This window comes from Labrenzia sp. OB1 (genome assembly GCF_001624695.1).
GTDB lineage: Bacteria > Pseudomonadota > Alphaproteobacteria > Rhizobiales > Stappiaceae > Roseibium.
In genome coordinates this window covers 1-21,847 of record NZ_JSEP01000033.1, presented here as the reverse complement: position 1 = coordinate 21,847, position 21,847 = coordinate 1, and the positions used below count along the sequence as shown (strand labels likewise).

The 21,847-nt window shown below is 56.7% G+C and carries 23 protein-coding genes and 2 pseudogenes; 13 read left to right on the top strand and 12 right to left on the bottom strand.

What is annotated here, in order from left to right; all coding sequences use genetic code 11:
- The first annotated feature begins 30 nt into the window (after window positions 1-30).
- The 6 genes from OA90_RS25750 (at window position 31) to OA90_RS25725 (ending at window position 5,370) form a co-directional block, all read left to right on the top strand.
- Window positions 31-531, top strand: a complete 501-nt coding sequence (locus OA90_RS25750; protein WP_199823842.1) for a methyltransferase type 11 — start codon at window positions 31-33, stop codon at window positions 529-531.
- 444 nt (window positions 532-975) lie between these two features.
- Entirely contained in the window at window positions 976-2,196 is a 1,221-nt protein-coding gene (gene repA, locus OA90_RS25745; RefSeq protein ID WP_068419676.1) for a plasmid partitioning protein RepA, read from the top strand.
- Window positions 2,193-3,251, top strand: coding sequence for a plasmid partitioning protein RepB (repB, locus tag OA90_RS25740; protein ID WP_068419654.1), 1,059 nt, complete (start codon window positions 2,193-2,195; stop codon window positions 3,249-3,251). The genes repA and repB overlap by 4 nt, the downstream gene beginning before the upstream one ends.
- Window positions 3,252-3,463: 212 nt before the next feature.
- On the top strand, window positions 3,464-4,711 hold the full coding sequence (gene repC / locus OA90_RS25735; RefSeq protein WP_068419652.1) for a plasmid replication protein RepC: 1,248 nt from the start codon (window positions 3,464-3,466) through the stop codon (window positions 4,709-4,711).
- A gap of 97 nt (window positions 4,712-4,808) precedes the next feature.
- A complete protein-coding gene (locus OA90_RS25730) occupies window positions 4,809-5,102 on the top strand; it encodes a type II toxin-antitoxin system RelB/DinJ family antitoxin (RefSeq protein WP_068419650.1) in 294 nt (97 codons plus the stop codon).
- A complete protein-coding gene (locus OA90_RS25725; RefSeq protein ID WP_082837285.1) occupies window positions 5,095-5,370 on the top strand; it encodes a type II toxin-antitoxin system mRNA interferase toxin, RelE/StbE family in 276 nt (91 codons plus the stop codon). Before OA90_RS25730 ends, OA90_RS25725 begins: the two co-directional genes overlap by 8 nt.
- 61 nt (window positions 5,371-5,431) lie before the next feature.
- Here OA90_RS25725 and OA90_RS25720 read toward each other — a convergent pair whose 3' ends face one another.
- Window positions 5,432-5,965, bottom strand: coding sequence for a M48 family metalloprotease (locus tag OA90_RS25720; protein WP_068419648.1), 534 nt, complete (start codon window positions 5,963-5,965; stop codon window positions 5,432-5,434).
- Here OA90_RS25720 and repC (OA90_RS25715) point away from each other — a divergent pair.
- Together repC (OA90_RS25715) and OA90_RS25710 are read left to right on the top strand one after the other, a co-directional pair.
- The gene (repC, locus tag OA90_RS25715; protein WP_347876843.1) at window positions 5,923-7,245 is read left to right on the top strand and encodes a plasmid replication protein RepC; all 1,323 of its coding nucleotides are present in this window, start codon (window positions 5,923-5,925) and stop codon (window positions 7,243-7,245) included. The genes OA90_RS25720 and repC (OA90_RS25715) overlap by 43 nt on opposite strands.
- A gap of 198 nt (window positions 7,246-7,443) precedes the next feature.
- Window positions 7,444-7,884 carry a hypothetical protein gene (locus OA90_RS25710; protein ID WP_156510658.1) on the top strand — a complete coding sequence of 147 codons (441 nt, stop codon included), beginning with the start codon at window positions 7,444-7,446 and terminating at the stop codon, window positions 7,882-7,884.
- Window positions 7,885-7,984: 100 nt separating this feature from the next.
- Here the strand turns inward: OA90_RS25710 and OA90_RS25705 are convergent, their stop codons facing one another.
- The 4 genes from OA90_RS25705 to OA90_RS25685 form a co-directional block, all read right to left on the bottom strand.
- On the bottom strand, window positions 7,985-8,434 hold the full coding sequence (locus OA90_RS25705; protein ID WP_068419641.1) for a hypothetical protein: 450 nt from the start codon (window positions 8,432-8,434) through the stop codon (window positions 7,985-7,987).
- A 42-nt stretch (window positions 8,435-8,476) separates the two neighbouring features.
- On the bottom strand, window positions 8,477-9,229 hold the full coding sequence (locus OA90_RS25700; RefSeq protein ID WP_068419640.1) for an IS6 family transposase: 753 nt from the start codon (window positions 9,227-9,229) through the stop codon (window positions 8,477-8,479).
- Between the two features lie 249 nt (window positions 9,230-9,478).
- Entirely contained in the window at window positions 9,479-11,662 is a 2,184-nt protein-coding gene (gspD, locus tag OA90_RS25695; protein ID WP_244274712.1) for a type II secretion system secretin GspD, read from the bottom strand.
- Between the two features lie 132 nt (window positions 11,663-11,794).
- On the bottom strand, window positions 11,795-12,619 hold the full coding sequence (locus tag OA90_RS25685) for a hypothetical protein (protein WP_156510657.1): 825 nt from the start codon (window positions 12,617-12,619) through the stop codon (window positions 11,795-11,797).
- Between the two features lie 24 nt (window positions 12,620-12,643).
- Between OA90_RS25685 and OA90_RS25680 the strand changes: the two genes are divergently transcribed.
- Both OA90_RS25680 and gspG read left to right on the top strand, forming a co-directional pair.
- Complete coding sequence (locus tag OA90_RS25680) at window positions 12,644-13,189, top strand: A24 family peptidase (protein ID WP_068419630.1); 546 nt, start codon at window positions 12,644-12,646, stop codon at window positions 13,187-13,189.
- A gap of 23 nt (window positions 13,190-13,212) precedes the next feature.
- Window positions 13,213-13,647 carry a type II secretion system major pseudopilin GspG gene (gene gspG, locus OA90_RS25675; RefSeq protein ID WP_068419671.1) on the top strand — a complete coding sequence of 145 codons (435 nt, stop codon included), beginning with the start codon at window positions 13,213-13,215 and terminating at the stop codon, window positions 13,645-13,647.
- A gap of 21 nt (window positions 13,648-13,668) precedes the next feature.
- On the opposite strand, the gene OA90_RS25670 is transcribed toward gspG, so the two are convergent.
- Genes OA90_RS25670 through OA90_RS25655 form a run of 4 tightly spaced genes read right to left on the bottom strand, consistent with a single transcriptional unit; the run spans window position 13,669 to window position 17,515 of the window.
- Window positions 13,669-14,208 carry a prepilin-type N-terminal cleavage/methylation domain-containing protein gene (locus OA90_RS25670; protein WP_068419629.1) on the bottom strand — a complete coding sequence of 180 codons (540 nt, stop codon included), beginning with the start codon at window positions 14,206-14,208 and terminating at the stop codon, window positions 13,669-13,671.
- Window positions 14,208-14,597 carry a prepilin-type N-terminal cleavage/methylation domain-containing protein gene (locus OA90_RS25665; protein WP_068419628.1) on the bottom strand — a complete coding sequence of 130 codons (390 nt, stop codon included), beginning with the start codon at window positions 14,595-14,597 and terminating at the stop codon, window positions 14,208-14,210. The genes OA90_RS25670 and OA90_RS25665 overlap by 1 nt, the downstream gene beginning before the upstream one ends.
- Complete coding sequence (locus tag OA90_RS25660) at window positions 14,584-15,801, bottom strand: type II secretion system F family protein (RefSeq protein ID WP_199823840.1); 1,218 nt, start codon at window positions 15,799-15,801, stop codon at window positions 14,584-14,586. Before OA90_RS25660 ends, OA90_RS25665 begins: the two co-directional genes overlap by 14 nt.
- A 16-nt stretch (window positions 15,802-15,817) precedes the next feature.
- On the bottom strand, window positions 15,818-17,515 hold the full coding sequence (locus tag OA90_RS25655; RefSeq protein ID WP_156510656.1) for a GspE/PulE family protein: 1,698 nt from the start codon (window positions 17,513-17,515) through the stop codon (window positions 15,818-15,820).
- A 106-nt stretch (window positions 17,516-17,621) separates the two neighbouring features.
- Between OA90_RS25655 and OA90_RS25650 the strand changes: the two genes are divergently transcribed.
- Genes OA90_RS25650 through OA90_RS25640 form a run of 3 tightly spaced genes read left to right on the top strand, consistent with a single transcriptional unit; the run spans window position 17,622 to window position 19,989 of the window.
- Window positions 17,622-18,662: a PilN domain-containing protein gene (locus tag OA90_RS25650; RefSeq protein WP_068419620.1), complete on the top strand. Its 1,041-nt coding sequence runs from the start codon at window positions 17,622-17,624 to the stop codon at window positions 18,660-18,662.
- Window positions 18,659-19,234 (top strand): type II secretion system protein GspM, encoded by a 576-nt coding sequence (gspM, locus tag OA90_RS25645; RefSeq protein WP_068419617.1) that lies wholly within the window; start codon window positions 18,659-18,661, stop codon window positions 19,232-19,234. Before OA90_RS25650 ends, gspM begins: the two co-directional genes overlap by 4 nt.
- Window positions 19,231-19,989, top strand: coding sequence for a hypothetical protein (locus OA90_RS25640; RefSeq protein WP_068419615.1), 759 nt, complete (start codon window positions 19,231-19,233; stop codon window positions 19,987-19,989). The genes gspM and OA90_RS25640 overlap by 4 nt, the downstream gene beginning before the upstream one ends.
- Before the next feature lie 282 nt (window positions 19,990-20,271).
- On the opposite strand, the gene OA90_RS25635 is transcribed toward OA90_RS25640, so the two are convergent.
- From OA90_RS25635 to OA90_RS25630, 3 genes and pseudogenes are all read right to left on the bottom strand, one after another.
- A complete protein-coding gene (locus OA90_RS25635) occupies window positions 20,272-20,748 on the bottom strand; it encodes a hypothetical protein (protein WP_068419613.1) in 477 nt (158 codons plus the stop codon).
- A gap of 152 nt (window positions 20,749-20,900) precedes the next feature.
- Window positions 20,901-21,075, bottom strand: a pseudogene (locus OA90_RS28235) (IS6 family transposase); the annotation flags it as partial.
- A 221-nt stretch (window positions 21,076-21,296) separates the two neighbouring features.
- A pseudogene (locus OA90_RS25630) lies at window positions 21,297-21,847 on the bottom strand (relaxase/mobilization nuclease domain-containing protein); the annotation flags it as partial.

Sequence of the window (21,847 nt, the reverse complement as noted above, 5' to 3'; positions counted from 1 at the left end):
CCAGAAGTCCGGGAAATCCAAGAACCGCTTATGATTGACCGGGCCAGCGAATGCCACGTGACGCCCGCAGATGTCGCTGCCCGCATGGTCGACTATCTCGGTCGGCCTGGCGACTTCAACACGCTTGAGCCGAGTGCAGGCACGGGGGCGCTCGTATCTGCGTTGCTGGAAAGGGGCCATAGTCCGAATGAGATCTGCGCAGTGGAGCGCCACCATAAACTTGCCCGCACTGTTCGCCGCTTGGGTGTTGCCGTATTTGAGGAATGCTCTCTGGAACATGCGGAGCGCGTCAGGGGCCGGGTTGAGTTTCCGCGCATCATCATGAACCCGCCTTTTTCCCAGGTGCGGAGGCACATGAAGGCAGCGCTCTCGCTGCTTGGCAGGAACGGTCATCATGCCCCGGCGAGACTCGTCGCACTCGTGCCGGTCACCTTTGAACACAAGGATGCGGAAACGATTGAGGTTCTGCCGGAGGACACGTTTTCGACGTGCCGGGTGAGGACGAAGGTAGTGAGAATCGCTGCGTGCTAGGCATGGCAGGCCGGTGCACAGCCTGTTTTGGCCAAGTTTTTTGGAACAAAAATCACGATCTTGCATGTGTAAAACGCAAAACCTTTTAGTATGTCTCATGTGCACATTTTCCGAGAGGGGGGGCGAAGCCTATCTGGGAAGCGATGATCGAGGAAAACTTGCGCATAGTTAGGTGGAGGAAAAATGTGTTGTTGTTCAGCCTTTTAGGCCCGTGACATCTGTCACGCCGTGCGATCAGACTGCCGAAGAACGAAATTTGCCACTCGTCAGCGTGCCTGTGAATCCCCCTTCGTTTCTACGACGCAAGTTGTAACTGGTTGAATTGACTCAAAAAGTTAATAAGCGTTAACCAAAAACGCATTGACAGGAATCGTTATTTCATTCTTTTTCGTAATCGACACTTTTTTCCAGAAAACGCACTTTTTTGCGTCGGAGCTTAAAGACATGACCGAAACCGTCGAGGTTGAGGAGACTTTGGACCCCAACAGCACGCGAGGGCAAATCTCTCGTTTCTCAGCGTTGCTCAGCACGCAAATCAAAAATAATTGGCAACTTAACTATCCACCGGAAGCGCGAAAGCAGCTTCGCTCGTTTTCATCGTCCGAAGTTGCCGATCTTGTCGGTATTTCGCCTGCGACGCTACGACAAATGTCGTTGGATGGGGAGGGGCCAATGCCGGACCGCTCCGAAGGCAACAGGCGGATTTACTCGCTCGAGCAAATCAATGAGTTGCGAAAATTTCTGGCTGAGCGGCGACCCTCGCAAGCGACTGCCTTTGATCCCCAGCGCCGCGAAGGCGACAAGATGCAGGTTATTGCCATCGCTAACTTCAAAGGCGGATGTGCGAAGACCACGACCGCCTTGCATTTGGGCCAGTTTCTCGCGTTACAGGGCCTTCGAGTATTGGCGATCGATTTAGATACACAAGCCAGCCTGACCGAAATGCTTGGCGTTCAGCCAGTTCTGGAGGTCGGCGATAACGAAACGGTTTTTGCGGTACTGCGATATGATGAAGACCGCCGTTCTCTGCCTGAGGTGATACGCCCGACCTATTTCGCGGGATTGGATATTGTGCCTGGTCAGAGCGAGCTCCAGTACTTTGACTATGAGACCCCGGCCGCAATCATCAGCAACAATTACCTTGGTGATGAGTACTTCATTCGCCGTCTTGCAACATCCCTTCGAAGCGTTGAGGACAAGTATGACGTTGTGGTGATCGATGCTCCGCCGCAGCTGTCTTACTTGACGTTAAATGCGGTGTACGCTGCTACCGGTCTTATCATACCAGTTCAGTCGGCGATGATCGATGTCGCGAGCATGAACCAGTTTCTCTATATGCTGGACGAAATGCTCGAACAGATGGCGCACTTCGGTGCCTCTGTCGACCATGATTTTCTCCGCTTTCTTCTGACTCGACACGTTCCTCACGACGTGCCTCAGGTTAACATTGCCGCCATGCTTCGTTCACTATTTGGCGAAAGCGTTTTGACGTCTGCGGTGTTGGAGACGACCGCGATCACGAATGCAGGTCTTGAAAACAAGACGCTGTATGAATTGGAGCGAGGAGCTGTCAGTCGAGATACGTACATTCGCGCGACGGAAGCGGTAAATGCGGCGAACAAAGAGATTTACGGTGAAATCCTGAAGGTCTGGGGCCGAAGATGAACAATTCAAAAGCATCCACTAGGGCCAAGAAGCTCGCTGGTATGTTCGGCCAGGTCGACCCCGAAGCGCTTGCCAAGCAAGCTGCAAGTGAAAAATTGATCGAGAAATCGATGACGACTGCTCCTACCAAGGCGCTGCAGGCAAGCTTTGCGAGCATCGAAAAGGATAATCTCAACCTCAGGGAAGAGCTCAAGAAGTCAAAGATACATGAGTTAGACCCTGGTCTTGTACTGCCGTCTTTGATTCCGGATCGAATGGAATGGACAGAGGATGATCCTCAGTTTCAAAGTTTGGTTGCTTCAATGGAGGCCTCCGGACAGAAACTGCCAATCCTGGTTCGGCCGCATCCCGAAGTGGACGGTGCCTATCAGCTTGCATACGGAGCAAGAAGGAACGAAGCAGCTAGAGTTCTGGGCCGCAAGGTCAGGGCGTTTGTTGAAGACCTTACGGACGAGCAGCTCATCGTTGCTCAGGGGCTGGAAAACAATGAGCGAAAGAACCTCAGCTTTATTGAACAAGCGATGTATGCGCAGGCACTGACGCAAGCTGGTTACAGCCGCAAAGTGATTGCAGAATCTGTTGGCGTGGGCAACGAGACGATTATCTCCAAGATGACAGCGATCGCTGGACAAATTCCGAGAGATATCTGCATTTACATCGGACCGGCGCCAAAAATCGGGCGAACAAGATGGGAGGCTTTCGGGCAGCTTATTGAGAAAGGGACCCGAAAGGCATCAATTGTGGAAGCTGTCCGGGGATTGCCTGGTCATGAAATCTGGACGAACGCAGACTCGAACAAGCGCTTCGATTTGGCTATGCGTGCTGCAGAAAAGGCGGACAAAGCTAGAACAGCTAATCCCAGACCATCGAAAACGCCGATCCAGTCGACTACCCGTTCCTACGGGAATATCGAGCGATCTTCGAGTGCAATGAAAATCACGATCAACGTCAAGAGCGAACCGAAATTCGCGAATTTCGTCGAGGAGCGAATTTCGACGTTGATAACCGAATTCGAGGATCTGGAAAGGGGAGGGGAAAGCAACGAAGAAGCCTAAGACGAAAAGAACCCGCCACAAGGGCGGGTCCTAATTGAGATTGGCACAAGTGCCTAAAACCTCGGTTCAGCGACTAAGATTTTAGAATCACTTGTGACGCAAGGCAAGTTCTGTCTCGTAACAGAGCACGATTTATTGCGTCTTTTTGCCTGTCTCCCATCCAAACTCAATAGGTCCGGTTGCGTTGGTTCGTTTCCGGAGAAGGGGGACTTATGTCCACTGCTCAGCAGATCGCGAGCTTTCGCAAGGTTTCTGCAGGGGTTCTTGCGAGCGCGCATTTGGCCGCCCAGGAAGACAGACCTGCAGTTTTGAAGAAGGATGTTTCGCTGGTTCTCAAGCGCGTTGCGCCGGCGCTTGGCATCGACGGCACAGCCTACCACGTGCTCGATATCCTTTTGGGGCTCGTCCAGGGCGACGACTTCAAGGCGGGTCGGCGTCCGGTCGTGGCGATCTCCAACCAGCGTCTTGCAGACTACACCCGCAAGACCACGCGCACGGTTACACGTTGCCTGAAAAAACTCGTTGAGGCGGGGATTCTCGCTTACCGTGACAGTCCTACAGGGCGACGTTTCGTATATCGCGGCCGGGCAGGGGAGGCCGAACAAGCCTATGGCCTGGACTTCACCCCCGCGTGTTTCAATCTTGAGGTCTTCAAGCAGCAGGCAGATGCCTTTCAGCGTCGCCTCAAAGCCGAGCAGGAAGCCAAACGCACAATCACGCGCTGTTCTCGCGCCGTAGTGGATATGTTAGCAGCCTTTGGTTCTGAGTTCGAAATTTTCCTGACGCGCATCAAAGCCATTCATGACGGGGCTGAGGGAGACGTGTTCGAGCGAGCAGGTCGTATCGAGAAAATCTATCTGGATGCTGTTGCCGCTCAACAGGCTCTCAATGAAACAGAAATGTCATCCGCGGGTGACATTGGTGTCAGCCCTTTATCTATTACAACCCCAACAGACTCATTTGAACGTAATAGAACCCGGACTTGCTCTAACGAGCAAGAAATCAAAAACTATCCTGACAACGGCTACGCCGCTGAAGAGGCTCTTGAAAAGGAGCCTGGCGGAGCCGCCAGTCGAAAACAACACCCAAAGCGCCAAGCAGTCAGGGCTGCGGGAGGCAAATCCGCGGAAACAAACCTCGACGGCGTTTCAATTGGCCTCATCAAATCAGCCTGCTCCAACGTCCAGGACGATCTGGGCTTGTCATTTTCAAACTGGACAATGCTTTGCCATGCGGCAGACCAGTTGCGGATGTTGATCGGCCTAAGTCCAGCCGGATACCGGAATGCCGTAGAACGCCAAGGCAGATATCTCGCCGTCGCATGTCTCGCCGTCGTTGCTGAAAAAGCCCTCCGAAATCCCGAGCAAATTACATCGCCGGGAGGATATTTCCGCGCAATGATCGACAGGGCAGCGGACGGAAAACTCCACCTCCATAAGTCACTGCATGGCCTCGTCTGACCCTCGCGAGGGCGGAGACAGAGTTCTTGGGCCATGGTGACGGGTTGACTGTATCTCAAATGAGAGACAAACTCTCTTCAGAAACGGGAGAACTGCCATGCCTGTCAAAACCTCGATGCTACACGTCCGCGTGGATGATCAACTCAAGGCGCAAGCAACTGATGCTCTGTCCGGTGTCGGTCTGACATTGTCGGACGCCGTGCGCATCCTGCTGACACGCGTTGCTGCTGAAGGCGGTCTACCCGCCGGGCTGACCGCAGATCCAGATGCCTATGACGCCTGGTTCCGTAGCAAAGTGCAGGAGGCTTTGGCCGACCCGCGCAAGCCTACACCGCACGACCAGGTGATGCAGGAGGCACGCGCCATGATCGACGGCAAGCGGCGTGCCTGAATTACAGTGGAAGGCTTCAGCAATCGCGGACCTAATGGCGATTGTCGATTATATCTCGGACGACAACCCGAGTGCCGCTCTTGCCTTGATTGAGGAAATTCAGAGTAAAGTGGCCAAACTCCCGGCTCACCCCAAACGCTGCCGCCCTGGCAGGGTTGGGGGTACACGCGAGCTGGTTGTTCGGCCTAACTACGTCGTGGTCTATGCTGAAACCCCAGCGGGGGTCACTGTGCTGCGCGTTCTTCATGCCGCCCGGATGTGGCCTTGACAGGTTTTAGAGCGCATGGTGCTGATAACGCCATGCCGAATTGAGCACCAACTGGTTGATCTCAGCTTGACGCCTTCGTCAGTTCGTCGTGTCGGAGCTCGCTCGGCGGATGGGTGCGCATGAGCCAGTCGGAGAACGTGTCGCCCGGCAGTTCGCTCACGTTCGAAATGTCATCCAGAAACTCCGATATTCCGACGCCGTTCATCAGCTTTCCCGCAAACCTGTCGGCCTGGTACTCCCGAAGCTGGGACGTGGATCCGTTCAGGAAATGCGCGATGTTGCACGGAAGCCTGAAGAGGACAGTCGCCAGTGTGAAGATCAGGCCAATGATCGGAATGCGGTTGATGGTGGTGTTGGCGAGGCCAATGCCGAGAGTCACCGGCAAAGTCAGGTAATGCAGGAGCATGTTGATCCTGGTATCCCAATTTCGCAGGTGCCCGATCTCATGGGCCGCAACGCCGGCCAGGCGCTCGATGCCTGCCTGGGTGTCGCCATACTTGTGCAGGATGCCCTTGGTGAAGCACACCCGGTTACCCGTCGCATCCGGATTGGATTGACGCTGCAGAAGCCGCAAAACACCGCCGCGCGTTTTCATCGGGGATCCTCGTCCCCTCGATCGGTCTGCCAAAAGGCAAGACCAAAATCGACGTGATCAAGGCTCTTAAACGGGCGCGTCGCGCGCTCGACATCAAGCCAGCTGTTCTCGCTTACCTTGAGCATCAGATTTGCATGACCCAGGCCGAGGACTGGGAGCAGGGGAGGGCACCGGTCGCCTACTCCCGGGTCAAGACCCTTGCCGCGCACTTCGATGTCGAGGACCGCACGATCCGAAACTACGAGGCCAGTCTTGCCCGGAAAGGCCTGATCCTCTGGAACGATTCCGGAAACCATCGGCGATATGCCAAGCGCGACGAGACCGGGAAACTCGTCGATGCTTACGGCATCGTGCTGACGCCGCTCATCGAACGGTTTGCGGACATCGAAAAGATGGGCGAGGCGGATGCTGCTGACCTTCAATTGCGCAGCTCCGAAATCGGCCGCATCAGATCCTTGCGCCGTGTGCTGAGCTATCTGGCGGAGCACGCTCATGCCCATGACCTCAGCGCAGACGTAACCTGCTCGGCAGAAAAGCTCTTACAACGGATCCCTGGCCGGAGCTTCAGCAAGAAGGCCTGGCCGACGATTGCAGTGTGTTCACTCCGGTTGGATTTGGAGAGCGCGATTGCGCGCCTGAAACAAGCTTTGACCTGCGTTCTCGATCAAGAAATTTCCGCCCAGGCGGAACAGGGTTTCCGGCACCAATATACGGAAGATACAAGGCAAAATCCCGTAGGGACTTGTAGTCGCGAACGGACATTACCGGACGGCGATGAAGTTATCGGGCAAACGGAGCCCGCTAACGCGGGCGGCATGGAAAAGGGCAGTAGGGGGCGGGCACAAGGCCCCGATGTTCCCACTGGTGCGCAGGACAGCCAGGATACCGAAAGGTCCGGCGGCGCGACCGGGATCGAACATATACGCTTCGATCAGGTGACCGATGTTGCCAGCGAACTCATGCGCGAGCTGATTGCGGGAGAGGCCGGGCAGGGGAGGGGAAATTGGTCCTCCCTGGACAGCGCCGCCGCCACCGCCGCTGCCTGGATCGGCGTCAGCCCGAGCCTGTGGGCGAAGTTGCGGGGGGAGATCGGCTCGGCCGCGGCCGCCGTCTCAATCGTCCTCGTGGAACGACGCATGACCGACCCCGACAATCCCATCTCCAGTCCAGGCGCTTATCTGCGCGGCATGCTCGCCAGGGCGGGCAGGGGACAGCTCCACCTTCACAGATCCGTCTTCGGGCTCTTGAAGCAGGCCCAGCCGGAAAGCGGTCTGACCTGATGGTCAGGCTGATACGCGGCGCGCGGCGGACTGGCGTTCCGCCAGACAAATTCAAAGGGCAGGGGGCTCGTCCCCACGGTCTGTCAAGGCTCCCCGGTGCCGGCGGCCGGGAACCCGGCCGACCTTGACAGGCCGTTCCCCCGTTCCGGCGACGGAACAAAGGAAATCCAGCTCCCAAAACACGAGGACCGTGAACTTATGAGAAAATTCCTGATTGCATCATGCGCGGCTGCCTTCCTGGCGGCATGTCAGACCACCGATGGCGGGACCACATTCTCCCAGGCAAACAAGCCCACCGTCGTAACATCCAAGAACGTGGCGGCCGCCAGAGCCGCCTCAAAGGCCATTTTCACGAGGCCGACGCTTGGCTTCAAGGTTGCCCGTGAAGCGGACAGCAGGTTGCTCTTCGACAAAACGCTCCCGGCCAACGTCAACGACAACAACCCGCTGAAGGACCGGACCAAGGGGGCGCCGGTTTCCTTCCTTGAACTCACGTTCCAGGCCGAGGGCGGCAAAACCCGGGTGACGGGCGACTACTGGCTTGTGCTGAACCCGAAGGAGGCAAACAAGGACGTGTTCAATTTGCTCGCGACGCCGGACGGTGCCCGCTTGCAGAACAAGCTCAACGAGTTGCGTTGACCGCCAGGCGCTGCAAACCCAGAATTTGCGTTGGTAATCCTGGACCAATAACCCCGCGAGCGCCTACGGACGCTGGCGGGGTTTCATTTTGTTCAACCGCCTAGTGATGTTCCTGTTTTTGCGCGTCGTTTTCGTATTCTTCCAACATGCTCTTGTGCACGTCGATGATGTCGAGCAGCGGCAAGTCAATCAGCGCGATATTGGCGGATGGGAAGAACGATTCAAACTCGCCGAATTGATGCGACAGTTCAAATGCGGCCGGGGGCTCTCCCAGGTCCTCGTCAATCGCGTCAAACGCATCGTAGGCATTGTGCTCCTCCACCCAATAGGTGGTTTCGTTGCCGTCGATGTCGAAGATGCGGGTGCTATGGACAAGGTCTAATGCACTCTCTCGGTCCAGATCTTTTTCAGAGACAAAGGCAGCGATGGCAGACCGGTACTTTTCGGAAGTGCCCGTGTGCCAGGCCGTCTCGTCGTCGCAAGAAGCCCATTCCCTAAGGCCGCGGTAAAGCTCAAGAGGCCACCCCGTGATAGCATGGGCGTGTCGCAATTTTCGTCAGCAGGCAGATCTCTCCCGATTTGAGATCGTTTTTCAGGCTTTGTTAACCCTTTCAATTCCCAAGAGCATTGCAATCAGATCGTTCTGTTCACGAACGCTCCACTGACCGGTAGCGCCGAAGCCCTTCTTGAGCCACCGCATGGCTTCAAAGCCAGCGATGGATTTTCTGGCTGAGTTGAACGAGCGGAACCCGCCGACCTTCGGCATGTTCTTCTTCACCCTGAAATGATCACTCTCGATGCCTTGTTGCAAATGTTTGGTCACATAATGCACCGGACGCGAAGCAAGCAGACCAACGTTAACCGCGTCCCCGATGGTCGGAGGAAAAGTGCCGGCACCGTCGGTGCCGATTTTACCCGGTGACAGCAGTGGGGCATCCCGCAACATTTTTCGAAAGAACCGCTTGGCCGCATTCAGATCGCGCTTTGCCGTGAGCAGGAAATCGACCGGATTTCCATGCTTGTCGATGGCCCGATACAAATAGCGCCATTGACCCTTGATACGCACATAGGTCTCATCGATACGGACCGAGCCGCAATGTGGTTTGCGGAAACGCCGCAACCGTTTCTCCATCAGAGGAGCGTAGGTCAGAACCCAACGGTTGATGGTGCTGTGATCGACTTCAAAGCCGCGTTCCAGGAACATCTCCTCCAAGTCCCGATAGCTCAGCGGATAACGCAAGTACCAGGACACTGCCTGGATGATCAGCCAGGCCTCAAACTGTCTGCCTTTGAAGTCATCCTTCGATTGGCGTTTCAGTTTTTCGACGATGGCACTGAGAATCATGACGTGGAACTCCAATTACAGAAGCGCCCTTTCAACAGCCAAATCTCAAGACACGGTTAACTCGACAATCTTTGCGACACGCCCGCTTCTTGCATGTCGATCCTTCGGAACTCATTCGAATCCCTGGCTTATTCGCACAAGTGCTCAACGTTCCCGCTGATACGCAGCGGTATTAAGGTTCTGTTGACCGCAAAAATACGAGGTGTGGAAAAATCGCGGTGAGCAGTATTTAAAGGGATATTCAATTTGTTACCGCAGTACACGGTTCAACTGGTGTTTCAGACCTTGTTGGTGTTTTTCGCCCAGTACTCTCAAGCCTCCAAGCTGCTCTCTGAATTCTTCAGTCACATCGTTCGCTTCTTGGAAATCGCGTATGACATGAGGCGTGATCAGAATCAGAAGCTCGGTCCGCCGTTCCGTGTCCTCCTTGTGCTTGAAGAGATTGCCGATCACGGGGACATCGCCCAATACAGGCACTTGAGACTTGCTCACATCGTCGCGCTTTTGAATTAGGCCGCCAAGGGCGAGGCTATCGCCATCATTGACCACTACCGTCGTTGTCACCTTACGCTGACGGATGGTTGGTGAATCAATGCCCGAAGTAGTCGTGCGGACCACATCACTGACCTCCTGCGTAATATCCAGTATGACTCGGCCACTATCATTCACCCTGGGCGTTACCGTCAGGATGATACCGGTATCCTTTAACTCAATGGAATTGACAACCGTGTTGTCGCTGCTGGTGTCGACGGCAGATTCCGTAGCGATCGGTACCTGGTCACCGATTTGAAGAACCGCTTTACGATTGTCGAGCACCATGAGATTGGGAGAGGAAATGACGTTGACATCGGTAATGCTGGAGAGAGCGTTGAGCGCAATCTTGGTTTGGCCTGCCGAGAATAACAGTGAAAAGCTGGGATTTGTCGCGCCGACCGCGCCGGTGACGGCATCTGACAGTTTAAAGGCGAAGTTACCTGTTTCGAAAAACCAGCGCAGACCGAATTTCAATTCGTCCGTAAGCGTAACTTCAGCGATGGTCGCTTCGATCAGCACCTGGTTGGGTAAGGAATCCAGACGCTTGATCATAGGCAAGACCGACTCGTATTCGGTCTGGGTCGCATAAACCAGGATAGCATTGTTAGATGCGTCGGAGACAATCCGCATCTTCCCCGCGCTGAAAGTCGGATTTGAGGCAGCAAGACCATTTTGCGTCACTCCGCGATCCGCGGATGCCGCCGAAAACGTGGAATCGAACCGGCCTTCCTGTGAGCCGTTTACTGTGCTCGAAGTGGATGTGGTTCCGCTTTCTGAATCGGTCAGGTTCTTGTTGTTCTTCTCTCCGGTCAAAACGCCTTGAAGAAGTTCGGCCAACTCCTCCGCCTCGCGGTTCTGGACGGGATATACGAACAGACGCTGGTTCGCCCCGGCGGCAGCGCGGTCGAGCCGCAGGATCCAGGTGCGCGCCTCCTGAAGGTAATGCGGCCTTGAAGAGATCGCCAGAATGGAAGACAGCCTGTTGTTGGGCACAAATTTGACGAGGCCCGCCAAGGCGCCACCTTCTTCCGTCGCGAACACCGTCTGCAGCTCCTTTGCGATGACGTCGGCTTCGGCGTTCTTGACAGGGATGAGGGCAAAAGACTGACCGCGCATCACATCAATGTCGAACAAGTTGATGGCATCAAGCGCGGCGGAAATCTCGCGCGGATTTCCGGTCAGGAAGATGAGGTTCTGTCGGGGGTTGATGTGGAGAATCTTGTCTTCGCCCACCAGCGGCTTCAGAAGTTCTGCAATTTCGGCGGCAGCGACAAAGTCAAGCGGCACGATCTTGATCGATCGGCCTATCTCGCCGTTCATTCCACTCCATTTAGACTGCAACTCGGGCGAGACGCCATCCAGTTTACCTAGAGGTTCGATATAAACAATATCGCCGCGCTCCACTAGGCCTGCACCGTTGAACGCCAAAATGGTATTGAAAGCGTCCAGAAGTGCCTTGACCGGCAACGCGTTTGTTGTCTGCAGGGTCACTTCACCCTTCAGGCCGGGTGAGATAATGAAGTTTTTTCCGAGGATTTCGCCCACAATGGCTTTTGCGGCCGCGCCGATCGACGCCTGCTGCAAATTCAAATTGACCCGTTCGTCGGAGGCATAGCTAAAGGTCTTCACCCCACCGGGAAATTGTTCCTGGCTGATTTGCTGAAATCCGGCTCCGCCTTGGACCTCGCCTGGCGCCGGGGCTGTTCCATTTACAAGAAACGTTTTGTTGAAACCGCTCGGCGACGACCCGATACCGCTTTTGCCGCCAGAAAGATCATATTCACTGTTGGATATGGCAGCAGCGCAGCCGGCAAGCGCTATCCAAACACCAGCTAATAGGAATAATTTTTTCCGAAAGGGCAGCGCAACGCGCACGACCTTAGGAATGATTTTACACACAAACAAGAAACATTCCAAACGTACGAGCACTCCAGGAAATTCAGAATGTTCTAGAAACAATTGATTATATTAGCAATGATATTTTCTACGATCTATGAGTGGGACGACGACTGTCATTTGGAGCTATGATCTTCAGTTTAGGGACAATTGCGAGCAGCGCAGCCCAAGTGTGTCGGCACTCGCCAACATGGCTGACAAATCTTTTCCTGGTGACGACCGGCGCAGCCATCGTTTTTCAAATAGTCTGGTAAATGCCAAACCGTTTGAGTAGTCGAAGCTGTAGAGCGATGAGCTGTATGCATCCCGTCCGGATTGGCTTTTTGAAAAGGTTTCGAGCTTGAATGTGGCGTTGGATGGACTGGCTCCAAAGTTGCCTGCATTGTCCTGCCCGGCACTGGCCATCAAGGCCACAAGCTCTTTCGGGGTTACGTCCCGAGCCAGCCTGTGATCTCGTCCATGTACCGTACTATAGGCACCTATCCATTCGGCGGAGTCTGGCTGGATCCCGGAGGTGAGTAACACGTCTTCGGCACTGAGAAACCGGCCGGAGTTGGCGTTTTCACGGATCCTCGTCAAAAGTGAGTGAGTGGCATCTTGCGGGGTAAACTCTCTCAACAAAACCGTCAGTAGCTCGTCTGAAGAAAATCTCAGGTCGACAAGACCCGCAACGTCCTGGATTTTCAAGATGCTGGCAAACTCCGCGCCGAGCGTACAGGCGATTGGCGCACCGTCGAACGGCACCCGGGCCTTGTCGGTCGCGGACAGCGTGATGTTGCCCAGAATGATAGCTTGGCCAAGTTCCAGCGAACTGTCCAGGGCAAGATCCGCGGAAAGGTTCGCCCGTGAAGCCGCGCTGTTGCGGATGGAGCCGGACACCAAAGTGTTCAGCCCGACCACCAGCCCGGAAATCAAAATCATTAGACCGAGTGTCGTCACTAGGGTATAGCCGGATCTCATTTGGGAACCATCCGACATCCGATCATGGCCACACCTTTGGCATTTTTCCTTCCAGCACTTGTGACGTTGCTCATTCCGCTTGCCTATTTCCCGCTTACCGTCAAAATATTCTCAGTGCTTCTGTTCGCCGCACTCTGTTATGCGTCCTATATCGACCTGCAGCGAATGGAAATCCCGGATAGCGTGAGCATCGGCATGTTTCCTCTCGGCGCGCTTTTTGTCTTGATCGAGACCCCGGATTTCCTGCTTCAGCGACTGATGGGCGGAATCTTGGTTCTGCTGCTACTGGCTGTTTTCAGCCGGCTGTTCTTTCTGTTGCGCGGCAAGGAGGGGCTTGGTTTTGGCGATGTCAAACTGGCAGCCTCCGCGACAGTATGGATAGGCCTGCCTCTATTCGCTGTTATGATTTTCCTTGCCGCAACCTCGGGCCTTATTGCAAGTTTTTACAGGTTTGCTATGAGGAGGCAACGACAACCTGATGCTCGGATTGCCTTTGGCCCTCACTTGGCGGCGTCGATTTGGATTGTTTGGATTTCAACAGCTCTCGGCCTGCCCGAGGCCGGCTTTTAAGAATTGCCCCGATGGTGAACAAGATGACGGTCAAACGAAAACACAAAGTTAATCGGAAGGCAGGCTACTCCCTTGTGGAAATGCTGGTTGCTTTGGCCATCCTGGCCCTGATAGCGGGCATTGCCGGGCCGAAAGCGATCGCTTTTCTGGGCCGTTCGAAAACCAAGACCGCAGAACTGCAAATCCAGGAACTCGGCACATCCCTCGAACTCTATTACCTTGACGTCGGGCGCTATCCCGCCGAATCCGATGGGTTGAACGCGCTGATATCTGCGCCCTCCTCCGCAAGCCAGTGGAATGGCCCCTATCTGGAAAACGAAGCCTCGCTGATCGACCCCTGGGACCGACCTTATCTTTACCGTTCGCCGGGACAGAAAGGCGAATACGACATCTATTCGCTCGGGCGTGACGGTGCCAAGGGCGGATCAGGCGAGGATCGAGATCTTGAGAAGATCTGATACGGCGGCGCCGGCGGGTGGCTAAGGCAATTTCAGGATCAACGTTTCAGGCTCCTCTCCTTCCGCCGAGGCGAATGTAAGCCGAACCAGAGCCGGTGCCGGATCGGTTGCCGGCCAATCCGTAACCCATTGTTCCGTTGGCAATCTTGCCTGATAGCCGAAACCGGCCACGCTGACATACTTGAGGGTCACGCTCTTCGAAGCACCTTCCCATTCAGTTGAAACCTCAAGCCCCCCCTCCGTCACGTGCAGGGAAACCTGTGCCTTTTCGAAAATTCCGTCTTCGGTCTGGCTGAGACCTGAAAAACTAAGCTTGCTTACACTCCCCGTCACCCCGCCGCCGGTTCCATCATTCTTGGCAATCCTGAGCGCCACGGCCCGGCGCAAATGATTGAGCTCGGCATCGGTGAGCGTCACGTCTGGCGCTGCTTCCACCTTGGCCCAGATGCGCTTGCCGACGGACAGTGCCGATGTCGCTGCCATGGAGATCAGTCCTAGGATAAGAAGAGACACCAGCAGTTCGGTCAGGCTGAAACCGGCATTGGCGGATGCATCGGGCATCACGGCACCTCCGGTGTCATCAGTCTCCGCATTTCGAGCGCATTGCCTCCGGAACCGTCATGAACGCGGATCCGGACAAGTTTCAATGTTCCGGAGTGCATCGGTACATCCCCGAAATTGTCCGGCGCTGGCGAAATCCGCACCTCCATCGTGTAGCGCTCGAAAAGGTCCTTGTCATAGAACGGTCCCGGCACGAGGCCTGCCTCGATCCGCGCGAATTCGGAGCGCATCGCCTGGCCGATCTCGTTTGACCACTCCGCCTTTGCCTCGCTTTTCACGCCGGTAACGAAGGATTTGTGAACGGCAATCAGAAACAGGCTGAAGACCGTGAAGGCGATCAGCGTTTCCAGTAGCGTGAAGCCGGATTTTGCTGGGTCAGTAGATCGCATCGTTCAGGCTCATGATCGTGTCGACGATGATCAGGACGAAGGTGCCAACAAACCCGCCCACAAGCAGTGTCAGCACCGGGGGAAGAAGTTTGACTGCCGTTTCGATCTGTTTCTCCAAGATGGCCCGCTGCACATCGGCGATCTGGCCGAGCGCCGCCGGCAAAGCCCTCGTTTCGCTGCCCGCGCGCGCAAGCGCGTTGAAGGTTTTGGGAAAGCGGCCATAGGGGGCAAAGGCCTGGTTCAGGGATTGGCCTTCCTTCAGCGCAGGCGCGGCAGATTCAATGGCCTTGCGGAAGTAACTCGTGCGCGCGACTTCGCGTGATATATCGAGCGCGCGCACCAGGGCAACATGGTTCGACAGCATCAGGCCGAGGCTGGAACAGAACCGAACCGTCTCGGAGCTGGCCAGCATGGTGCCGATCACCGGCAGGCGGAACCAGAGTTCCTCCAGCACTCCTCGTGTCCCCGGGTTCTTGTAAACAAACACAATGCCCGCGACCGCGCCGACGAGACCCAGCAATACTCCCAAGCTGTTGTCGCCGAAAAACGTGGACATGTCGTTCATGAAGCCGATCACGCCGGGGACGCCGTCCCGGCTCTGCTCCAGGAGCGGCATCAGCGCGGGAACCATATAAAGCGAGATGAAGATGAGCATGCCGATGCTGGCAATGATCAGGATCAGCGGATAGGCCAGCGCGCCCTTGATCTTGCGTTTGAGTTCCTGGTCCTTGTCGAGTTGGTCCGCGACCCGTTCTAGGACGGTGCCGAGTGTTGCGGTGTTCTCGCCGGCCGAGACCATGCTCAAGATATAGGGCGAGGCAAAGCCGTAGACCTCCGACATGGCCGCCGACAGGCTGCGTCCCTCCGCGACCTTGCGGCTCATCGACTGAAGCTGTTTTCTGCCCGCGCGCGAGGTTTCGGCATCCGCCGTCAGCGCCAGCGCATCGGGCACTGGCACCTGGCGCGACACCAGGATCGCCAGCATGCGCATCGTACGCACGATCAACTGCGGATCGTAAAAGAACGGCTTGCGCAGCGAGGTCTCGGCCTGGCCGCTTTGTGCCGCCCGGCCTTCGTCAAGGTCGATCGGCGTCAGGCCCAAGGCGCGCAGAGCGGCAAAAGCCGTTTCCGGAGACAGGGCCTCAATGTCGCCGGTTTGCCATTTTCCGTCTGCTCGATAGGCGGAATAGCGGAAGTGTTTCATGAAGGCCCCTCCCGCTTCATGCCGGTTCCACATTGCCCAGGATTTCATCGACTGACGTGATGCCGTCCCGGATCAGGTGCAGCCCGTGTTCGAACTGGGTCAGGAAGCCTTCCGAGCGGGTCGCCGCACGAATGTCGTGCCAGCTTGCCCCCTCCGAGATCAGCTGACGGATGTGCCGCGACAGCACCAGCAACTCGCTCACAAGCGTGCGGCCCTTGTAGCCGGTGCCGTTGCACTCGCGGCAGCCGCGCGCCAGCTTGTGACTGATGTCGCCCCAGTCCTGCAATTCGCCTTCCCGGCCATAGGGCTGATACGGCAGGTCGGCGGATTCGCAGCATGCCTGACACAATTTGCGCACCAGGCGCTGCGACATGATTGCGTTGATATGAGCGCCGAGCAGATAGCGCGGCACCCCCATGTCAGCCAGGCGGTTGATCGACGAGATCGCGCCGTCCGTATGCAGGGTCGAGAACACCTGGTGGCCGGTCATCGAGGCGCGCAGCGCCATCTGCGCCGTCTCCGTGTCGCGGATCTCACCGATCATGATCGTATTCGGGTTGTGGCGCATGGTTGTGCGTAGCACATTGGCAAAGTCGAGCCCGAGTTCCTGGTGCACCTGAACCTGCATCACACCACTGAGACGGTATTCGACCGGATCCTCGACCGAGATGATCTTCTTTTCCTTGCGGTCGAGCTTGCCAAGCGCAGTGTAGAGCGTGGTCGTCTTGCCGCTGCCGGTCGGCCCGGTGACCAGGAACATGCCGACCGGGCGGCGGATGATTTCATCCAGACGCGCCTGCGTCCCAGCATCGAAACCGAGCGCGTCCCAGGTCAGCGTCGACGCGTCCTGGACCAGCAGGCGGATGACGATGCTTTCACCGTCCACCGTCGGCAGCGTCGACAGGCGGAGATCGATTTTCTGACCACCGGCAACCACCGACGAGCGGCCGTCCTGCGGCAGACGCCGTTCGGTGATGTCCATGCCGCCGATGATCTTCAAGCGGGAGATCGCCGCCGTTGCCATGGATGGATCGAAATAGCGGGCGTCGATCAGCTGGCCGTCGATGCGGAAGCGCGCGGTCAGGCCGTCACCCTGCGGCTCCAGGTGGATGTCTGAGACCCGGCGCTCGAAGGCTTCTGAGAACAGGCCATTGACCTGCTGCACCACCGGCCCCTCGTTGGCAAGCGCGGTCAGCCGGTCCGCGTCGGAGGAAAAGAACGCGCTTGCCTCGACCCGGCCCGCAGCCGCCTGATCCTGACCGCCGGTGTCGAGCGCGGCCGCCAGCAGCGCATCGATCTGGCGCGGCGCGGCCCCGACCGGGATCACCTCGGCATTGACCAGATAGGAAATCGTCTGGAAGGTCGCCGTGTCTATCGGGTTGGAGGTTGCGATCCTGATACCGGTATCGTCCTGTCCTAGCGGCACGGCTCGGGCGTTTTTGAGGAATTGTGGCGTCAGCAGGTCGACCAGTTCGGCATCGGCCACCGCATCTTCGCCAACGAGGTCGATTTCCAGCCAGTCTTCCCAGAAGTGCAGCAGACGATCCTGGCTGAGCAGGCCCAGTTCCGTGAGGGCAACGTGAAACGGCGTGCCGGTGCGCTCATGGGCGGCCCAGGCCCGTTCCAGCGAATGATCTTCCAGAAAGCCCAGCTCCCTGAGCGCATCATGCATGGCACGGTCGTCATTCAGGCGGGGAAATGTACTCTCGGTCAAAAACTCTACTCGCAGACGGGACGCAGTTTCGATATTGTCAATTTATACAGGATTTTTGCAGTTTGGCATGTCGAGTTTAAGTAACCGCGTACGATATTCACCGGCCGTGAAAGAGCTCCAGACCCTTAGCCGGTGGTGGCTGGGCGAGCTGGCGCATCAGGGAGTCGATCTCAGGAGCCGTTTACCGCAAAAGGTCACGGACGACATCCGCGCTGTCTATCAGCCGGGCGAAGCAGAAATAACGGCTGCGCTACCGGAACCGGACGCCCTGACCCGCCTAACCGACAGTGCGGACAGCTGGGCCGGCGTTGCCGCCGGCGCGCGCGATGGCGACGGCAACAAGCGGCCGCTGATCGTCACCGTCCCCGAGGCGCTTTGCCTAGTGCGCAACGCCACCTATCCGAATGTGCCGGCGAGCGAACTCAGGACCATCATCGGTCTGGAACTTGCCGCGACAACCCCCTTTTCCGCGGCCAATGCCAGCTGGACGTTCCGGCGGCGCGACAACGGAGAAACAGACGTCATCATCGTCAAGCGCGCGCTGATCGACCGGATCCGAGACCATGCCGAGACCGCCGGCCTGATCCTGAAGGAAATCCGTCCGGCGTCCGCCGGCGCCAAGACGCCGCCCTTCGAGCGCTTCGAAACGCCGGCAACGCGCCGGGCCCGGTTATGGCGCAAGCTCAATATTGGCCTTGCCGCCGCCCTCGGCCTTCTTATAATCGCTACCTATGGGGTCAGCTATGCTCGCAAGTCCGCTGCCCTGGAAGACCTTCAAAGCCGGATCGCGGCCAGCACCGCCGAAGCGCGGGACCTGCGCGCGGCGCTGACCCAGAAGGAACAGGCCGCCGAGGCGGTGCAGCAGCTGCAGGCGCTGAAAAACGACCGCAGTTCGGTGGTCGAAAGCTGGGCTCGGATCACCCGGCTACTGCCGGAGAGCGCCTGGGTGTCGGAGCTGATGCTGACCCGTGAGGGCGGCTCGATCGTCGGTTTCACCGCTACTGCCGCCGCCCTGATCGCACTCTTGGAACAAGATCCGGCTCTGAAAGACGTCAGCTTTGCGACCGCAATCCGCATCGACCCGATCAGCAAGGCTGAACGCTTCGATATCCGCTTTGCCCATGAGGGCGCGGAGGCGGCCGAATGAGTTGGCTGACCAAGCTTTCCGCCCGAGACCGGCGCATCGCCGCGCTGGCCCTTCTCGCCGTAATCGTCTGGGTGGCCTATGCGTTTGTGCTGTCGCCGCTTGTGACGGCGCAAGCCACGCTAACCAATGACATTGACATCGCGCGCAAGCAGCTCGGCCGGCTGGAGGCCGTGATCGCACGCACAAGGGGCACCGGCGGCACGGAGGGTGCGGCGCCGGCGCCAAATGCCTCCTGGCATGGCACCAGTCCGTCGGTGATTGCCGCAAATGTACAAAGCCTCGTGCAGTCGCTGGCTTCCTCGAACGGCGTCACCATCGTCAGCATTTCACAGACCCAGTCTCGTTTTGCCGAAGGCATCGAGACCGCCGGTCTGGTGATTGAGGGGTATGGCGAGATCGCCGCTTTTGTCGGTCTTCTGACCGCGCTTGAACGCAACCAGCCGATGCTCTTTGTCGACAATCTGATGCTGCGCCGCTATCAGGCGCCGAGCGGCGGCGGCGCGGCTAGCCGGCTGCCCATGGCCGCGCGCTTCGAGGTCCATGCGCCGCATCAGCTGGAGAGCGCCGGATGATCAAGCCTTTTTTGCGGCCATTGCCTTCCCTTCCTCTGCCGCCTTTGCCGACGCTCGGTCTGGCCGCCGCGCTCGGGGCTGCAGCGGTCTGCACGCCGTTCCTCATGGCGGTGTCTGAGACAAGCGGTCTTGCCCCCGGCGGCGCGCCCCAGGACAGTACCGGCACGGCGATGGCCGCCGCCGACATCTGGGCCGGGCCGCGCGCGGAGGCCAAACGCGAAATCCTGATCGCGCCGCTTTTCACCGAAAACCGCAAATTGCCCGATCTTTTCAACGACAGTCAGCCGGAACCAGCGGTCGTCGAAGAACCGGTTGCTTTTGAGCCCCCGCCGGACGAGCTGATCGGGATGAACCCGCCTAGCGAGACTCCGCCGGAACCAGCCGCCGAGGAACTGCCGATGGAAGATCTGGCCGAGGCCGAAGATCTGTCGACAGAACCGGTTGCTGAACCCGCCGAGCCGTTGGATCTGCCAGAGCTGCGTCTGGTCGGCACCTTCATCCTGGAAAGCAAGGGCATCGCCCGCGCGCTCCTGATCGAAGAGAAGGAAGGCGCCGAGGAGACCTGGGTCGACGAGGACGGCAAATACGAAGACTGGGTCCTTACCATCGTCAGCTCGGAAGCCGTGCGGCTCGTTGGCGGCGAAGAAAGCCTGACGCTGGAGCTTTGGGTGGAAGAGCACTACGAGGACGGGAAGACCGAGGATGGCACGGTCCGCGGCAGTGGTCTAGGGCTTGAACTGAGTAGTGGAAACTGAAGGGATAGTTGCTGCAGGAGACCGTAAATGAGCTATGTCGGAAGTTGGGTGATTGACGGTGCCGGGTAGGTGGAGAAAACCAAACGCCATAAACAAGCCGTCTGCCCCGCTTCAAAAGAGCGGCATGTGTCAGGTCAATACTGTTTCAGTACATAGTAGAATTAATCATTTCTCACAGACACCTTGACGCACGGTGTCTCCTAGAAATTCCCGCTTGAATTGTTTAACTATATCGCGGCTGGCAGCACGATGAAGTTGGAAAAGCGCTCCAGATAAGTGAGATTATATATTTCGCAGTTTGTAATTATCTATTTGATACTCAGAAGGAAACGCGAGAGTTTCCCCTTTATCAATAGAAAACGTCAATGTATAAGGATTATCCCCACATACTACCATAAATTCTTGTTCATTTGAAAACTTCAGTATTATGCCCGAGTAAAACTCAAATTCCGCATAAGAGTAAACAAGGACTAATACCTCAATAGTTTCAAGTACCACACTGTCTTGGAAAATAGAGATATCTTTTGCATCATCATTCGAACTGGGACCTATAGAAAAAACTAAGGTCCCTACTTCTAGACGTTCCTCGATATCGCGCATTTTGGACCTAATTTGAATAGCAACCCCATCAGATCGGACTAAATCAATCGATATTGGGCGTTGGGCTTTGCCAAAATGAGCTGTAATAGAAGTAATTGGTTTCATCAATTCTTCAACCAGCTTGCCATTCTCATTCCACTCAAAGGAATACGTATTCATTTTGTGATCCTAGTAGTGAAGTGTTTCATGTGGTTTATCGCCATCGGAAGGAATATCTATTCGTCCACCTTTCCCATTCTTGCCTGGCCGAAATGAAATGCCATTCGGACCAATTCGTGTCCCTTCTGGATAGTTACTGTTTTCGTCAGCGGGTCCACTTCAAAGCCCCGTTCCAGGAACATCTCCTCCAGGTCCCGATAGCTCAGCGGATAGCGCAAATACCAGGAGACTGCCTAGCTAATCATTCAGGCAGTCTTCGAACTGCCGCCCTTTGAAATCGGCTTTCGATTGGCGTTTCAATTTTTCAAAGATGGCAGAGAGAATCATGACGCAAAATTCCAAAACAGGCGCCTTCTTTCAACAGCCAAATCTCAAGACACGGTAAACTCGACAAACTTTACGACACGCCCAGTTGGCTACAACCTCCACAACCGGAATTCCCCGGTTCCGGAGTGTCTGAAGGCAAGCGAGGGCTCGGGATTACAGGGTCTCGGCGGTCCTGCAGTACGGCTGATGGCATTGTAAACGTCCCTGACGGAGAAAACAGCTCATCGGGACATCCCTTTCGATTTCCGGGATCTAATTTGACGGGTGCGGATTTTTTGAGGGGTCTTTCCGGTGATGATCTGGAGGTATGATTTCTGCAGCTCGAGCGCTTCGCGCGCCTCCGCATCGACGCCGGCCTGTTGCTCCAGAAACCGGCGCCAGGACAACCGCTTTCCGTTCTGGCCGCCTGTCATGCGCTTCCAGGCTGGATGACGTTCAAGGCGCGGATCGAGCGGACGGCGGCGGTATTGTTGCTTGGGTTTTCGTTTGCCGCCGTGCTTGTCCGGTTCGAACGGGCCGTATTTCTCTTCCAGCCTTTTCCGGGAGAGTTCGCGGTCAACGCTGCTGGCTTTTTCCATCGTGCCGGTTTTCTTATCCCGAAAGACGAAGCCGTTGCCGCGTTTGCGGAGCTCTACATCATAGAGCGCGAACCCTTCATGCAGCTCCTCCCAGGAGCTGGACCGTCGGTGGATCTGCAGCATGGCGTCACGGTGCTCCTTGAGGTATCCGGAGAACGATTGCTCCCAGGAATTGGCCTCCTTGTCCCGGGCCT